This is a genomic window from Brachyspira aalborgi (genome assembly GCF_008016455.1).
Taxonomy (GTDB): Bacteria; Spirochaetota; Brachyspiria; order Brachyspirales; family Brachyspiraceae; genus Brachyspira; species Brachyspira aalborgi.
The window spans coordinates 2,029,080-2,045,150 of sequence record NZ_SAXU01000001.1 but is presented as its reverse complement, the minus strand read 5'-3'; the positions used below and the strand labels follow the sequence as shown (position 1 = coordinate 2,045,150).

15 protein-coding genes are annotated in these 16,071 nt (G+C 28.3%); 9 read left to right on the top strand and 6 right to left on the bottom strand.

Annotated elements, in window-relative coordinates:
• Positions 1-2 precede the first annotated feature (2 nt).
• On the top strand, positions 3-842 hold the full coding sequence (locus EPJ79_RS09195) for a hypothetical protein (RefSeq protein WP_147739267.1): 840 nt from the start codon (positions 3-5) through the stop codon (positions 840-842).
• Positions 843-852: 10 nt separating this feature from the next.
• Here the strand turns inward: EPJ79_RS09195 and infB are convergent, their stop codons facing one another.
• The 6 genes from infB to EPJ79_RS09165 form a co-directional block, all read right to left on the bottom strand.
• The gene (gene infB / locus EPJ79_RS09190; RefSeq protein WP_147739266.1) at positions 853-3,186 is read right to left on the bottom strand and encodes a translation initiation factor IF-2; all 2,334 of its coding nucleotides are present in this window, start codon (positions 3,184-3,186) and stop codon (positions 853-855) included.
• Between the two features lie 29 nt (positions 3,187-3,215).
• Positions 3,216-3,914, bottom strand: a complete 699-nt coding sequence (locus EPJ79_RS09185; protein ID WP_147739265.1) for a hypothetical protein — start codon at positions 3,912-3,914, stop codon at positions 3,216-3,218.
• A 103-nt stretch (positions 3,915-4,017) separates the two neighbouring features.
• Positions 4,018-5,511 (bottom strand): nucleotidyl cyclase domain-containing protein, encoded by a 1,494-nt coding sequence (locus EPJ79_RS09180; RefSeq protein ID WP_147739264.1) that lies wholly within the window; start codon positions 5,509-5,511, stop codon positions 4,018-4,020.
• A 118-nt stretch (positions 5,512-5,629) separates the two neighbouring features.
• Positions 5,630-6,532, bottom strand: a complete 903-nt coding sequence (locus EPJ79_RS09175; protein ID WP_147739263.1) for a thermonuclease family protein — start codon at positions 6,530-6,532, stop codon at positions 5,630-5,632.
• Complete coding sequence (locus tag EPJ79_RS09170) at positions 6,516-7,385, bottom strand: AAA family ATPase (protein ID WP_147739262.1); 870 nt, start codon at positions 7,383-7,385, stop codon at positions 6,516-6,518. Before EPJ79_RS09170 ends, EPJ79_RS09175 begins: the two co-directional genes overlap by 17 nt.
• Before the next feature lie 145 nt (positions 7,386-7,530).
• The gene (locus tag EPJ79_RS09165; RefSeq protein ID WP_147739261.1) at positions 7,531-8,085 is read right to left on the bottom strand and encodes a hypothetical protein; all 555 of its coding nucleotides are present in this window, start codon (positions 8,083-8,085) and stop codon (positions 7,531-7,533) included.
• A 243-nt stretch (positions 8,086-8,328) separates the two neighbouring features.
• On the opposite strand from EPJ79_RS09165, the gene EPJ79_RS09160 reads away from it, so the two are divergent.
• From EPJ79_RS09160 to EPJ79_RS09125, 8 genes are all read left to right on the top strand, one after another.
• On the top strand, positions 8,329-9,333 hold the full coding sequence (locus EPJ79_RS09160; protein ID WP_147739260.1) for a hypothetical protein: 1,005 nt from the start codon (positions 8,329-8,331) through the stop codon (positions 9,331-9,333).
• A 13-nt stretch (positions 9,334-9,346) separates the two neighbouring features.
• A complete protein-coding gene (locus EPJ79_RS09155) occupies positions 9,347-10,171 on the top strand; it encodes a hypothetical protein (RefSeq protein ID WP_244289095.1) in 825 nt (274 codons plus the stop codon).
• 87 nt (positions 10,172-10,258) lie between these two features.
• Positions 10,259-11,188, top strand: coding sequence for a hypothetical protein (locus EPJ79_RS09150; RefSeq protein WP_147739259.1), 930 nt, complete (start codon positions 10,259-10,261; stop codon positions 11,186-11,188).
• A 2-nt stretch (positions 11,189-11,190) separates the two neighbouring features.
• Positions 11,191-11,988 (top strand): hypothetical protein, encoded by a 798-nt coding sequence (locus EPJ79_RS09145; protein WP_147718351.1) that lies wholly within the window; start codon positions 11,191-11,193, stop codon positions 11,986-11,988.
• A 38-nt stretch (positions 11,989-12,026) separates the two neighbouring features.
• Positions 12,027-12,668, top strand: coding sequence for an outer membrane beta-barrel protein (locus EPJ79_RS09140; protein ID WP_147739258.1), 642 nt, complete (start codon positions 12,027-12,029; stop codon positions 12,666-12,668).
• Between the two features lie 21 nt (positions 12,669-12,689).
• Complete coding sequence (locus tag EPJ79_RS09135) at positions 12,690-13,343, top strand: invasin (protein ID WP_147739257.1); 654 nt, start codon at positions 12,690-12,692, stop codon at positions 13,341-13,343.
• Positions 13,344-13,413: 70 nt separating this feature from the next.
• Positions 13,414-14,220 (top strand): leucine-rich repeat domain-containing protein, encoded by an 807-nt coding sequence (locus tag EPJ79_RS09130; protein WP_147739256.1) that lies wholly within the window; start codon positions 13,414-13,416, stop codon positions 14,218-14,220.
• 102 nt (positions 14,221-14,322) lie between these two features.
• Positions 14,323-16,014 (top strand): phospho-sugar mutase, encoded by a 1,692-nt coding sequence (locus EPJ79_RS09125; RefSeq protein WP_147739255.1) that lies wholly within the window; start codon positions 14,323-14,325, stop codon positions 16,012-16,014.
• Positions 16,015-16,071 lie beyond the last annotated feature (57 nt).

Sequence of the window (16,071 nt, the reverse complement as noted above, 5' to 3'; positions counted from 1 at the left end):
ATATGCTTGAAGTAAATTCTCAAAGTAATTTTGACGATATAAAAAAAGTCGTTTCAAAAATTGGCAAAGAAGCTATTGAATTCAATATTATTTGGCTTAATTTTATTACGAGAAAAAAAATAATATTTTTAATAAGCCAAATATTAAAAAAATACAATATAGAAAAATATAATGACGACATTGCATATATATTAATGGAACTTATTTCAAACGGAATAAAGGCAAGATATTTGCATATAATTACTATAAAATGTTTAAAAAATCTTTATCCTTCTTATAATCAAAAAATAGACAAAGAAGAATATTTTAATGACAATGAAATAATGGCTCAATACTCCGATTTATTCAAAGAAGAAAAAAATAAAGAAAAATTAAAAAAATTAATGAAATTAGAAAAAAGTTTAATTAAAGACATGGACGAAAATAATAATATAAATATTTTAGAAGACGAAAGATATAAAGAATTATTATCTTTTAGAGAAAACGATAAAAATAAATTTATAATAAAATTGATTATAGAAATTAAAAAAAATAATATCGAATTTAGTATTATAAACGATTCGCCTTTAATAATGATAAATAAAACTAGAATAGATTCAAAAAGATTAACTTTTAAAGAATATTATAATAAAGGAATGACTGAAAACTTTTTTATGGAACAGTTGGATAATTCTGAAAGCGCGGGATTCGGTTTGGCTTTATGCGATTTGAGACTTTATAATAACGGATTAAATCCGCATGAACATTTAAAAATTTACGATGAAAATAATAAAACTCACTCGAAACTTATATTGCCGATAAAACAAACTTTTAATTATTTGTCGTCTCATAATAAATATTGATAAAATTCGATTATAATTCTTGAGCTATTTCTTCGATTTTGAATATTTCTAAAACATCGCCTTTTTTAATATCGTTGAAATTTTCTATTGAAGCGCCGCATTCGTATCCCGAAGCTACTTCTTTAACATCGTCTTTGATTCTTCTTAAACTTGATATTTTGCTTGTATATATTAAAACATCGTCACGCACAACTCTAACGCCCGAATTTCTTTCTATTTTGCCTGAAGTGACATAACAACCCGCTATAGTTCCGACTTTAGGAATATGGAATACATCTCTCACTTCAACGACTCCAATATCTACTTCTTTTTTAATTCTTTCAAGAGAGCCTTTCATAGCGTTTTGAATCGATTCTATAGCTTCGTAAATAATATCGTATCTTTCAATCGGTATTGAGAGTTTTTCCGATAATTCTTTAGCTTTTGCCGAAGGACGAACTCTATAAGCTATTATTATAGCGTTTGAAGCATGAGCTAAATTAACATCGCTTTCTGAAACCGCTCCCGATGCGCTATATATTGAAACAAAACGAATTTTATCGCTCTGTATTTTATTTAAAGCGTCTTTTAAAGCTTCCGCGCTTCCTTGAACATCCGCTTTAATTATTACTTTAAACTCTTTCATAGATTCTGAAGCGATTTTTTCGTATAGATTTTCTAAAGTGACTTTAACATTTGCCTTCAAAGCTTCCTGTTGTTTTAATTGCACTCTCTTATCGGCTATCGCTTTAGCTTCTTTTTCGTCAAGCATAACATTAAAAGATTCTCCCGCTTCAGGAGTTTTTTCAAATCCCAAAACTTCTACTGGAGTGGAAGGCAAAGCTTCGTTTACTCTTTTGCCCAAATCATTAACCATCGCTCTAACTTTTCCAACCGAAAGTCCGCAAACAAAATAATCTCCAATTTTCAAAGTTCCATTTTGCACTAAAACAGTTCCGACAGGTCCGCGTCCTTGCTCTAATGACGCTTCCAAAACTATTCCAATCGCTTCTCTGTTAGGATTCGCTTTTAATTCAAGCATTTCAGCCTGCAAAATAATCGCTTCCAATAATTCTTTAATTCCCGTTTTCTGCAGCGCGCTTACGCCTATATATTGAGTATCGCCTCCCCATTCTTCGGGTGTTAATCCATACTCCGATAACGCGGCTTTAACTTTATCCATACTAGCGTTTGGCAAATCCATTTTATTAACCGCTACTATAATAGGAACATTCGCTTCTTTTGCATGATTTAAAGCTTCTAAAGTTTGAGGCATAACTCCGTCATCGGATGCCACAACCAATATTACTATATCGGTGCTTTTCGCTCCTCTCGCTCTCATCATAGTAAAAGCCGCATGTCCCGGTGTGTCTATAAAAGCAATCTCTCCGCTCGGTATTTTTACTTTATAAGCGCCTATATTTTGAGTAATTCCTCCGCTCTCTTTAGCCGTTATATTGCTTTGCCTTATAGCGTCCAAAAGCGAAGTCTTTCCATGGTCAACATGTCCCATTATCGTAACTACAGGAGGACGAGGTTTTAAATCTTCTTCTCTGTCTTCTTTTACTTCAATAGTCGCTTCTTCTTGCAATGATATTACATTAACTTTACAACCAAAATCGTCCGCTATAATCGTTGCTGTGTCGGAATCTATTATATCGTTTACTCTTGCCATTGTTCCCATAGCCATTAATTTTGATATAATATCGGAAGCTCTTAAATTCATTTTCTTTGCCAAATCGCCAACGGTAATAGTTTCCATTATATTAATTTCTTTTTCAACGCTTGCAAGTCTCTGTTCCTGCTGTCTTTTTTTAGCTTGCAATTTATTAAATATTTTATTTTCTTGTCTTAATGCGGCTTCGGCTTTAGCGTCTTTTATAAAATTCTTTTTATCGTAATCTCTTTTTTTAGAATCTCTTCTTCCGCCGCCTTTTTGATATGAATTATCTTCAGTAGAAGTCGGAGCTTGAGCGGATTCTTTATTTGAATGTTTGCCAAAATGTTTATTGTCTTCTCCGAAAGATGATTTTTGTTTATTTTCTTTATGCTCTCTATTATGAGAGTAATTTTTTTCTTTAACTCTTTCTCTAAAATTTTCTTTAAAACCTTCTTTATTTTTTTTATTGATTTCAGTTTTATTATTTTCAGATTTTTTAGTATCTTCGGCTTTATCGGTTTTTTCAGTTTTGATTATTATTTTTTTCTTTACGACTTTTTTAACTTTCTTTTTTACCGCAGTAGCTTGAGTATCTTCGGTATTTTTTGTAGCCTTGCTTGAACTACTGGCTTTGGATTTAATGATAACTTTTTTGGGTTTATCGACTGTAATATTTTCTTTTTCTTTATCGCTTTTTTTAGGCATATAATCCTTTCCAGTAATTTTTAATTAAATTAATTTCCCCTTGGCAATAAATTAGTTTGTTGTATTTGTTGTCCTTGTTGTAAAGGAGAAAATTCTCCCAATATAGAATTATTTCTTTCTATAATGGCTTTATCTTTTAAGTCGGTTATATCTCTTTGAACTAATTGCTCGGAGTATGCGACTTTATATAATTGATTAATCGAAGGCATAGTTTGAGTATTATATTCCGTTATTCCATACATTTGAGATAACTGTTCTTTTGCCTGCTCGAAAAACGCTTTTGCCTGTTCTGTGGTAGGGTCGGGAATATTTTTGCTCGCTTCTAATATAAGTTTTTGCAAATAATATTGAGCTTTAAGAGTTCTTATAGCCGCATTCATTATAGATTTTGCTTCTTCGGTTTCAAAAAATTTATCCTCTTCCGCTTTCTTTAATAAAAGAACATCTCTAATTAAAACTTCAGAATAATATTGTTTTGTGGCGTTATCGTTTTTAGCCAAAGAAATTTGCTCGTCATTAGCGCCTTGATATTTCATTGAAGCCGTTAAATCGCTATCGAAAATACTTTTATTTATCGTAAGATTGTCGATTTTTACAACCCAATCTCCCTCGCCTCCCGATAAATAATTAACGGAATCTAAAGACGCCGTAGAACCTCCTTTATTATTTGAACATGATAAAACCATAGACAAACTTATAAATAACATTGTAAATTTTTTTAAATACATAAATTTTCTCCTTCTTAAAAAAAATAAAATAAAAAATAATTTAATGATTTTATAGTTTACCATAATATAGATATTTCTGCAAGTAAAAATTAATAAAAATTTATTATTTTTTACCCGAATACATATTAATAATTAAGTTAGAAGATTCTTTTTCTAATATTCCATACCATATAGATTTTCGTCTTTGAAGAGCGGGACTTACCATAGCGAAATTTATTAATTTATTATAAGTGGCGTTAGCTTTTTGAACATTATTAAATAAAGGAATATGATTAGCTGGAAATATTTTTGCAATATTTGTGTCTATTTCTTTTTTCATAATCGATTCGTATAGAGGAAGAACTTTCTCATAACCGTCATAAATGCTTTCTGCGTATTCCAAAACCATTTTATCAAAATCGGGAATCGTATTTAAAAGCCTTATTATTAAAGCGAAAGTTTCTATAGCTTCTTTATAATTTTCTTTTACGACATAAGAGCCTATAGCGTCCGAACATAAATCGCAAATTGTAGAATTTGAATAGCCCGATATATATTCGTTTACACTTTCGTTAATTTGAAAAGGAGGCATAGATTTTGCAACTTTTGAAATTAATTCCATAATAGCGTTAAATATTTTCTGTTTCCATAAATTATCTTTCACGCTTTTTACAAGCTCTTCCATTTCGTTAAAAAATAATTCTTTATATTTTTCTTCGGGATTAAATATAGCTTCGACAATAGGAATATCCGTGCCTTTAAAAAATATTATTCCGTTATCGTAAAAAGAGATTATATTTTTATCAAATATTTCGCTTTTGATTTTTGCGTTTTCTTTTAAGAAATTGAATTGCAAATTTTTTGTAACGATAATTTTATTTTCTTTAGGCGATAAAGTATTCGCTCTCGCTTGCATTCTTGCCGCGTTATTTATAAGAAAACCCGATAAATCTCCGTCTTCGGTAATTATTAAAGAACTGTTGGAATTTCCTCCCGATATTCCCGCGCTTATCTTAAATTCGGGCATTCCCGAAGTGTCTATATTCGGATGTTCTGTTAAAAATTTCTTTTTATTCAAAACATCGATTATTGCGATAGTCGCGCTTAAAGCGTCAGTTGCCGAAGGACAAACCATAATAATTTCGTCTCCCTGTTTTCTATGAGAGATAACATTATAGAATCTTGCAATTTCGCTTACTTTATTTTGAAGCAAATCGTCCAAAGCATGCATTTTATACAAATTATTTTTATTCTCTTCGCAAAAGTTTGTATAACCATGAATATCAATCATCGCTATATAAATGTCGGCTATAGATAAACTTAATTTTAAATCTCCCGCAAAATTAAATTTATGATTTTCTATAACAAACTGTTCCCATAATTTTGGATGAAGTTCTTTATCTAAATTGTTGAAAAATCCCCAATTAATTTTACGAATTAAAGAAAATAAACTTTTTAAAATATTTTCATGGTCTTTTATTTTTTCAAAATTGACATTTTGAGCGTAAGTAAAAATTTCCGAAAAAGTTTTTATATTTCCCGCGACTATTTGGTCGCTTAAATGAGCGTATAATTCATATTTTGAAATGTTTTGATTATAATCTTCTATCTTATTCACTTTATTTCCTTAAATAAATTGATTTTCAATTAAAAATTTAAAGATAAAATAATATCGAATATTTAAACTTTAACTTATAAATTAAAAAAATCAATAGTAAGAATCTTTACGCATAAATTTAATAATTTGTTTTTCTAAATACCGCAGGGTCAATAAACGCTCTTCTGCCTTGAAATTTAGACAGATAAACTATATTGCTTGCTATTGTCGAAAAACCGCTATCTCCGTATTTAATTATAGTTTCTTTAGCGTATTTTTCTTTAATCATAGAATAAGCCAAAGGTTCTCCGTCTATAATTATATGGCATAATATTCTATCAAACAAATCATAAGAATCTATTAGCATATAAATTTTATCGGCATTGTTAATAGAATTTATTACATAGCTTTTAGCGTTTTCTCCGTAATTTTGATTAAGCTCGGGAGCGTCAAAACCTATAAATCTATATCTTTTATTTTTATATTTTATCGTATCGCCGTCTAAAACGATTATATATTTTTTATTTAATTTAACTGCATATTTATAAGAATTATAATAATCTTTATTTGTAATCGACAAAAAAATCCGCGCGTTATCTTTATCTCTTAAATTTAAATATTCTTTCGCCGTTATTTCGTTAATATTTAAAACGACTTTGCAATATTTAATATTATTTCTTTTCAAATATTCTATTAAATTAAAATCATTAACATAGCACATAATTTTTTGTTTAAATAATTTTGAATATAAAAAGAATTGAAATTTATTAATAAATTTTATACTCGGAAAATGATTATTTATATAAGTTTTATTTTTTTCAGACAAATTATTATTATAATCTATGCAATAAACTTTATCTCTATATTTCAAATAATCGTAAATTATTCCCGTTTTATTATTTTCAATTAAACTTGAAATAGATTGAAAATCAATAAATAAATTTTTTGAATTACTTAAATTAATATTTTTAATAATTATGAAGAAAGATGCAAATATTATTAAAACTATTATTAATATTTTTAATTTAATATTTTTCTTCATTATTATTTGCGCTCAATATTTTAATTCCTTCTTCTCCCAAAACGGATTTCAAGGCGATTAAAAAAGCCGTGTCAATATCTTTTGTAATATTTCCTTTATATAATTTCATCGCGTATCTTGCCATATTTATTCCGTCTCTAACCGAAAAGGAAGCTTTATTTATATGAGATTTTTGCAAAAAACCGACAGTTATTTTTAATACCTCTTCTTCTGCAAAAGGAAGATTCATTTTTAAAATATCGTATTCTTCTTTTACATCGGGAAAAGGAAGCTCTATAGTAGGTTGCAATCTTGAATGAATATATTCGGGAAGCTCAAAAGTGCTTGCATCATCGTTCATTGTGACAATTATTCTAAAATCGGGATGCGCTTTTATTTTTATTCCCGCTATAACGCTTTCTACATATCTTCTATCGTCAAGCAAAGGCGCAAGCGAAGCCCAAGTTTTTTCGCTCATTCTGTTTCCTTCGTCAAGAATAGCGACTCCTCCTTTAATCATAGCGCTAACCAAACTTGAAGCATGATAACTTATTTTGGGCGACTGCCCGCTGGAAGCGTTATTCTCTGAAATAACGGGAACTATAATTAAATCTTCGGGACGAGTATCGACTGTGCATTGAAAAATATAAACTTCTCTTTTAAGCAATTCTTTTGCAGCATAATACGATAAAGTTGTTTTTCCCGCTCCAGGCTTTCCAACTATTCGAGGATTTAGCGGAATATCGTCTTCGGATATTGTATGCCAAGCCGCCATTATTTGTCTGATTAAATCGTTTTGTCCCGACCATTTTATATTTAAATCATCGGGATGCGATAATACTATTTCTACATTTTCAATTTTTACTTTTTCCATTTTTATTTATCCTGTAAAATTAAAGAACGATTTTTAATTGAATTATGATAAATGGGATTTTATAAAAAGTCAAATTTTTAGAATATTTATTATTTTGAAATATATAATTTAAGTTATCGATTTTAAAAAATATATTAAATTAATTTTAAGTCTTTTTATATTCTTTATAATCTTTAAATTTATTTTTATCATTTAAACCAGATTCTTCTATTATCTTTTTTACTTCAGCCTTCTTCTTATCATCCAAATTTTGAGTAATTGAATCAGCATCAAGTTTTCCTCCGTTTCCTTTTGATAGTATCTCTGTTACAACCTTAAGAGAATCTGTTTCGCCGACTACATCTATAATTTTAGTTACTGCTTCTTTTTCATTTTTACTCATAGTAACCGTATGCATAGAACCTCCGATAGGAAATACGCCAATATAATTACTAGAATTAGCATCTTGATATATTCCGCCAATTCCCATTATATCTGATTCAAAAGTATAATTATTAGTATTACTGCCACTACCAATTGTTATATTCTTACCGTCATCACTAACATTAAAACTATCATTTCCATCTCCATTAGTATAATCTCCTCCTTTCATTTTATCTAAAAAGAAAGAAGGCTCAGGCTCTGTAATTTTAAGCGTAGACTTTCTGCAAGAAATAAAGAAAGTTAAAATAATAATTGCTATTAAAATTATATTTTTCATGTCAATTCCCTTTTTACTTAATTTATTATAGGAATATTATAATATAAAATTAGTTATTTGTCAAAGTTTTATAATAATAGTTTTTAAATATAAAATAATGTATTGTATAAATTATAAATTTGTATAAAATTATAAATGATTTAATTTTTTATATTTTTGAATGAATTAATTTTTAAGTTGTTTTATTCCGAAGTATAATAATAGTATATTTTTTAAAATTTAATATAAAATGGTAAATATAAAATGTGTAGATTTGTAAAAGATAATTTTGTATTTAAGATAATTCTTTATATCTCAATTATAAATTTCTCTATATATTTAACGGCATTTTCTAAAACTAATTTAAATAATTTTTTCTCTGGCGATTTTTCTACAAATGAGATTTTAGCTAGAAAATTTGCAAAAGAAAGACAATTAATAAGCGTTAATTTATTGCCTACTCATTCGGTTATATTTCCAAATTTTATAAATAGCTTTGTAAAAAATATCGAAACTTTTGCAGGTTTAGCCCAAATTAATATTGGCGAAGATATTTCAAAATTCCTTGAATATGTAGATATAAAAGGCAGTTTTTGGTATGTGCCTAGTATTTCCTATACTTTTTTATTTACAAGAAGAGTAGGACTCGAAGCGGGAATATCGGCTCAATCGATAACATATACTTTAAATCTTACTAAAGAAAACGCAGACGCTTTTGTAAAAGAAAACGCAAACGGTTTAATTAATAAAATCGGGGGCGGAAGCGTAATCGAACAACTTGGCGGAGTTGTTGGAGGCGACACTACTTTTAGAGCTTCTTTCGTTCGTATTCCATTTTATATAGGATTAAAAGTTTTGTTAGGAATGAACTATAATATTATAAATACTTTTAAATTTGGAATAGAATCGATAATTTCTAAAGTAGAAACAGTAAACGGAGTTACGGGAATTAGAACTAAAAGAGAGACTACCGATACAGCTTTATATATTTCTTATGAATTGGGTTGGAGTATAAATTTATTTCCAAAGAAAAATTGGAGAGTAAAGCCTTCTATAGATTTTTCTTTATTTGAAATCGGTTATTATGTTAAAAATGTTAATAAAGGAATTTACGGAGATTTTAAAGAAGGAATTTCATTTCTTGGAGGAGGATTAATCAATGTTAATAGCACTCTTCCCGAATGGGATTCTTTTTCGCCTTATGTAGATATTATAACTTCTTTGAAAATATCAATATTTCCAAGATTTGGATTTACAATAAGGTTTTAATTAATGGGGTTTTATGATAAATAAAAAATTTGTATTATTGATTTTATTTATATTAAATTGCATCTCTTTCGCTCAAATAATGATAGAAGAACAAAATAATATTCCTACAACAGAAAATTTTATAATGGATTATAATTTGATAGATATAATTCCGTTAGAACCTGAAAAAACTAATTTTATAATTTCAAATAATAATCAAACTAATAATAAAACTAATAATAAAAATAATTATGAGGATTCTTCAAATTCGCATAAACATTCTTTAGGCATTGATTTTGGAACTACAATATTTTCTATGTTTACCGCGCCTTTATTAGTTAATTCGATTTTTAAACAACCTGAAAATTCACCTAAACAAACTTTAAACGGTAAATTCGGATTACGATTAACCTATACTTATAGAATTTTGCCAAAATTAGATTTAGACGCTACATTAGGATTTTATATTATGAATACTTATTATACAAATAAAAATTCTACTTCGTATTATTTTGGAGAAACTTATGGAATTCCTTTATCGTTTGGATTAAGATTTTATTTTAATAAAAAAAATAGAGCTTCGGGATTTTTTATTCTTCCTAAAATTGGAGCTACTATATTGATAACTAAAGGCAACGAATATAAAAACGACTTAATAATTAAAAATAAAAATGATATTTTATTTGACTTTCATACTGCTTTTGAAATGGGCTTTAGAATAGATATTTCAAGGAATTTGGGAATAAATAGCGGAGTTAGAGCTTTTATAGATATATCGATTGTAGATTTTGGAGTTTCATATTCGTATTTATTTAGGTTTATTCCTTTGCCGAGATTGGCGATAGGAATATTATTTTAATACTGTTTAATTTAATTGAAAATAGTATATAATTAAAGAGGTTAAAATTGAGAATTTAAGGATTGAGGATTTAATTTTTTATTATTTATGAATAATTTAAGAAAAATATTTATAATTATATTCTTTTGTATATCTGTTATAAATTTATATGCTAAAAACGGATTAGCTTTATCTACCGTTTCAGAAACTAATAAATATCCTTATATGAAAGGAAGACAGATGATAAATATTAATTTTTCAAGCGGTTGGGCTGGATTTTTAACTGCATCTCTAAATGCAATAACTTATGATTATGAGGTTACAACCAATTTTGCAAAACTTAATTTAAATCTTCTGATTCCCGGCGGCATTTCAAAATATTTGCATAATATGGATTTTAAGGGAAGTATGTGGTATATTCCAAATATAGCCTACACTTTTTTATATAAAGAAAATTTAGGATTTGAATTTGGAATAGGCGTTCAATCGATGACTTTTGGATTAAGCATATATTCAGATAAATTTAGCGGAATAGTTAAGCAGGATGCTAGTTTTTCTAGTATTAATGGAGATTCTACATTTAAGGCAACTTATACTTATATACCGATTACTTTCGGAGTTAAACTTTTTTCGGGCAAAAGCAGAAGAACGGTTAATACTTTTAGAATAGGTTTTGAGCCAATAGTTTATAGTTTAAGAACGAAAAACGCTTTAACGGGAGATACGATTAATAAAACTTATAATAATTTTAGCATGTATATATCTTATGAACTTGGATGGAGTATAGAATTATTTCCTACGAGAGAGTGGCCCGTTAAACCTTATATTGATATTTCATTACTTGAGATAGGTTATTATATAAAATCGAGCGCTCATATTTTATATAGAGATACGAGAGATGCGTTTTTATCGTTTGGAGCTGGAACGGATTTAGTAGATTTGCAGATTCCTTCGCTTTCTGAAGCTCCTTATTTAAAATATGTTTTTGGCATAAGATTTATTTTATTTCCAAGAATAGGATTTAGCATGAGGTTTTAAGTATGAAGCGAAAATTATTGAATATTATTATATTGACGCTTATATTTAGCGCTCTTGCATTCTCTCAAAGCAATTTTATGGATTATAATATTATAGATATTAAGCCGATTGAAACGAATATTGTCGTTCCTTTTATAACTAATTTGCAAACGAATAGAATATTTTCAAATTCTCTATTTAGACCAGGAACAAATATTTATAATGACGATTTTACTCATAGGCATTCTTTAGGCATTGATTTTGGAACTACTTTATTTTCTACTCTTATAGCGCCGTTTTTATTTAATTTAACTTATGAGCAACCTGACGGAGCTTATAGAAAAGCTTTAGATGGAAAATTTGGATTTAGATTTGCATATACTTATAGATTATTGCAAAAAATGGAATTGGATGCCACGCTTGGAATGTATTTTATAAACACATATTATACGAATACAAAAGGATATTATAGCGGAAGCGTTTATGCAATTCCTTTTTCTGCGGGAGTTAGATTTTATTTTAATAAAGGCAATAACGCGACAGGATTTTTCTTACTTCCTAAAATCGGCGGAACTTTTTTTATAACGAAAGCGAATTTATATCGGTATGATAAAAATAAAGTAGAAAATAAAAATACTTTTGTATTTGATAAATATCTCGCTCTTGAAATGGGATTTAGAATAGATATTTCAAGAAGTTTTGGACTTACTAGCGGAGTGCGTCCTTTTATAGATATTTCAATAATGGATGTCGGAGTTTCTTTTGTTTACGCTTTAAGATTCGTTCCGCTGCCAAGATTTAGCGTAGGAATATTTTTTTAAGATATTTGATATTATTAATTTTAAGGAAAGATTTTTATATGATTAAAAAAACGGTTTTAATTTGTTTTATATATTTTTGTATGAGTAATATTGCAAACGGCATAGAAACGGGTTTATATTTGTCGCCTAAATTTATATTTTCCGCTTCAAGTTTGAAAGTCGACAATAAAAATGTTAATAATTTATTTATCGGAGCGGGCGCTTCTATAGGTTATAATTTTTACGCTTTTAATTTATCTTCGCCTATAAGATTAGAATTTGAATATTTATTTAGAGGAGGATTAAATAGAAATATATATTCTGCAGGCGTGGATAGTATGAAATCGCATTCTTTTTTATTTGGCGCTTATTATGATATTAATTTTTTAAAAGTCGATTATAATCCCGTAGTCGAAAGCAAAGTTTATAGAAACGGAAAAAGATATTTAATGAATTTTTATTTGGGAATTCTTTTAGGAGCGGGATTGGAAAAATATATTACAGACACGATTACCGAAAAAATAGGAATGATTACTATTGCAAATTATTATAATCAAACTAAATTAATTTACGGTTTAGGCTTAGGTTTTGGTATTAATATAACGACTTTAATTACTCTTGATTTTGGTTATAGATTATTATTTGACTCAAAAGCGGAGATAAAAAACGATATTATAATCGCTTTAAGGCTTAATTTTTAATATTTAGGGAGAAAAATTTTAATGAAAAAATATTTATTATTTATATTATTATGTTTGGCTTCAAATCTATTTGCCATCTCTCCGAAAGGACTTTATTTATCTCCTAAATTTATGTTTAGCCATGACGCCAATAACGCTTATATAAAAGATAATGGAAAACAAGGATATTTTAATTATTTGGGATTTTCTTTAGCTTTAGGATATGGAATAACTACGGAAAATACTGTTTCGCCCGTTAGATTAGAATTTGAATATTCTATAGGAAAAGCCGTTGGAATAAAAGATAATTTTTTAACGCATACTTTACTTGGAACGATTTATTACGATATAAATTTCTTTTTTACTAATGAAGAGGTTAATAATCAAACTAAAGAAAATATATTAAAAAATCAATATCCTTTATTTTCTATTTATTTAGGTTTTTCTATTGGAACAAAAATAAATACTCTATTAAAAAATAGAATAGAGCAGGAAGGAATAGGAATAAATATTGAACCCGATAATAAATTGAATATTTCAAGGAGCGCTATTGTATTTGGATTTTCGCTCGGTTTTTCTTACAATATAAAAAATTGGCTTGCTGCGGATATTGGATATAGATTTGTAGTAGATGTTGCGCCGAAATGGTATCATGAGGTTTTGTTGGGATTAAGATTTACTTTCCCAAAATTGTAAAAATGGTTGAAATTTTTAAATATTTTTATATATTATAAATAGAGAGTTTATTTATTAGGATTTTTATTTTATGAGATACATTTTATTATTTATAGCAATATTTACATTCTCTTGTAAATATAATATTACTTCGCCTGTGGGAACTATTAAAGATTATTCTGCAAATAGCGGAAAACTTTTTTATACTTCGTCTGATGATAGCGATGACGATATAGAAACGACTTTAAAGAAAAATAAACATTCTCTTGGAAAATATTTAATAAAAGTTTCGCCTACCAATGATAAATCTACTGCAATTTTAACAAATATAAAAAAAGTTTTAAATAAAAATCCTTCTTTTGATAATGTGGAAATAGATTTATCTCTAACCAAAATAACAAACATTCCAAAAGAAATGTTTACAAATACTACTAATTTAGGAAAAATTACATTGCCCGATACCGTTACAAATATAGAGGAAAAAGCATTTTCAGGTTGTTATTCTTTAAATAGTATTCGATTTCCAAACAATTTAGAAAATATATCGGAAGGAGCTTTTTCAAATTGCTCTGGTTTAACATTGATAATACTTTCATCAGGAGCATTAACAAATATATCAAATAATGCTTTTTATGGGAGTTCCTCTTTAGTTAATTTAATTTTACCAGCAAATATAAGTAATGTATGCAATACCGCTTTTTCAAGTTGTTCTCGATTAAAGAATTTAGAATATTTAGGCACTAATACAAATGTTAGTGGCTCTCCTTTTAAAAACGGTTCAAGTATAAGTAATTTATATTTACCTAATGTAGATACAAGTAAAACAAATGAATTTAATACTAATTGTTTCTTGGGCAAAAAAGATTGGAAGATTACAAAAGGACATATTCCGTCTTGAAAACAAATAATAAATAAAATAATTTTTCGCTTGATTATATCCTCTTTGTATAATATAATAATTATTAAAGAAATTTTTATTTATTAAAGGTGGATTTAAAAAATGGAAAAAATCGTAGAAGAGAGAATAAATTCATGGCTTAACGGCGCTTATGACGAAGAAACTAAAAAAGAAATAAGAGATTTGATTGATTCAAAAAACGAAAAAGAATTAACGGACGCGTTTTATAGAGATTTGGAATTTGGCACGGGCGGACTTAGAGGAATAATGGGAGTCGGCTCAAATAGAATGAATAAATATACTGTCGGAAAAGCGACTCAAGGTTTGGCAAATTATATTTTAAAACAAAACGGCGAGAGTTTTAAAGTCGCCATTGGATACGATTCAAGAAATAATTCGGATATATTTTCAAAAACTGCTGCGGAAATACTCTCTTCAAACGGAATAAAAGTTTATTTATATGACGATATTCATCCGATTTCTCTTTTGTCTTATGCGGTTAGAAGTTTAGGATGCATTGCGGGAATTGTTGTGACTGCAAGCCATAATCCGAAAGAATATAACGGTTATAAAGTTTATTGGACTGACGGCGCTCAAGTGATTCCTCCGCATGATAAAAATATAATAGACGAAGTTTTAAAAGTTAAACCCGAAGAAGTAAAATTTGGCGATAATTCAAATGTCCGTTTGATTGGCAAAGATATTGAAGATAAATATATGAACGATTTGATGGGCTATCTTGTCAATCCCGATATTATAAAAAAACATAACGATATAAAAATAGTTTATACTCCGATTCATGGCTCGGGTTATAAAATGGTTCCTATGGCTTTAAAAAAGGCGGGATTTACAAATATAACGACTTTAGAAACCGTTCAAGCGCCAAATGGAAATTTTCCGACTGTAGAATCGCCAAATCCTGAAAATCCTGAAGCTTTAAAAATGGCTGTTGATAAAGCAAAAGAAATTGGAGCGGAACTTGTAATGGGAACGGACCCAGATTGCGACAGAATGGGCTGCGCTTTGCTTGATAGAGATAAAAATTATATTTATCTTACGGGAAATCAAATAGGCTCAATAATTCTGCATTATTTAATAACGAATAAAAAAAATATTAAAAATCCTTTCGTAGTAAAAACTATAGTGACAACCGAACTTGCAAAGTCGATAGCAAACGCCAATAATGTAAAAATTTTCGATGTATTGACGGGTTTCAAATGGATTGCCGATATTATCGAAAGAGAAAAAGACGGAAATTATTTATTCGGATTTGAAGAAAGTTTTGGATATTGCATAAACGGAAATGTGAGAGATAAAGACGGAGTAAGCGCATGTTTAATTTTTGCCGAAATTTTAGCTTATTGTAAAGACAACGATATTACTTTAGTCGATTATTTAGAAAGCATTTACGAAAAATACGGATATTTTTACGAAGAGACAATTTCGATAACTAAAAAAGGCGCTGACGGAGCGAAAGCTATAGAAGATATGATGACTTATTATAGAAATAATATGCCAAAAGAAATTTCGGGAGTTGAAGTTATTCATATAAGCGATTATGAGAAAAAAGAAGTTTATGGAAACGATGGAAAAAAGATAAAAGATATAACTCTTCCAAAATCGAATGTTCTTCAATATATTCTTAAAGATAATGTAAAAATTACGATTCGCCCTTCGGGAACTGAACCGAAAATTAAATTTTATTTTGAGGTTTGCGTTAAAGAAAGTAAAGATAAAAGAGTTTCGGTTGCAAAAGAGAAAGTTGAGAGTTTTAAGAAGTTTATTAAAGAATAGTATTTATTATAATAATTTAAGAATTTAGAGAAGATTAAAGTTTTGCATTAAAATACC

Bases quoted from the DNA above. Each gene is read 5' to 3' on its own strand.
- EPJ79_RS09195 (WP_147739267.1), top strand. From the start codon at position 3: ATGCTTGAAGTAAATTCTCAAAGTAATTTTGACGATATAAAAAAAGTC.
- infB (WP_147739266.1), bottom strand. From the start codon at position 3,186: ATGCCTAAAAAAAGCGATAAAGAAAAAGAAAATATTACAGTCGATAAA.
- EPJ79_RS09185 (WP_147739265.1), bottom strand. From the start codon at position 3,914: ATGTATTTAAAAAAATTTACAATGTTATTTATAAGTTTGTCTATGGTT.
- EPJ79_RS09175 (WP_147739263.1), bottom strand. From the start codon at position 6,532: ATGAAGAAAAATATTAAATTAAAAATATTAATAATAGTTTTAATAATA.
- EPJ79_RS09170 (WP_147739262.1), bottom strand. From the start codon at position 7,385: ATGGAAAAAGTAAAAATTGAAAATGTAGAAATAGTATTATCGCATCCC.
- EPJ79_RS09165 (WP_147739261.1), bottom strand. From the start codon at position 8,085: ATGAAAAATATAATTTTAATAGCAATTATTATTTTAACTTTCTTTATT.
- EPJ79_RS09160 (WP_147739260.1), top strand. From the start codon at position 8,329: ATGTGTAGATTTGTAAAAGATAATTTTGTATTTAAGATAATTCTTTAT.
- EPJ79_RS09155 (WP_244289095.1), top strand. From the start codon at position 9,347: ATGATAAATAAAAAATTTGTATTATTGATTTTATTTATATTAAATTGC.
- EPJ79_RS09150 (WP_147739259.1), top strand. From the start codon at position 10,259: ATGAATAATTTAAGAAAAATATTTATAATTATATTCTTTTGTATATCT.
- EPJ79_RS09145 (WP_147718351.1), top strand. From the start codon at position 11,191: ATGAAGCGAAAATTATTGAATATTATTATATTGACGCTTATATTTAGC.
- EPJ79_RS09140 (WP_147739258.1), top strand. From the start codon at position 12,027: ATGATTAAAAAAACGGTTTTAATTTGTTTTATATATTTTTGTATGAGT.
- EPJ79_RS09135 (WP_147739257.1), top strand. From the start codon at position 12,690: ATGAAAAAATATTTATTATTTATATTATTATGTTTGGCTTCAAATCTA.
- EPJ79_RS09130 (WP_147739256.1), top strand. From the start codon at position 13,414: ATGAGATACATTTTATTATTTATAGCAATATTTACATTCTCTTGTAAA.
- EPJ79_RS09125 (WP_147739255.1), top strand. From the start codon at position 14,323: ATGGAAAAAATCGTAGAAGAGAGAATAAATTCATGGCTTAACGGCGCT.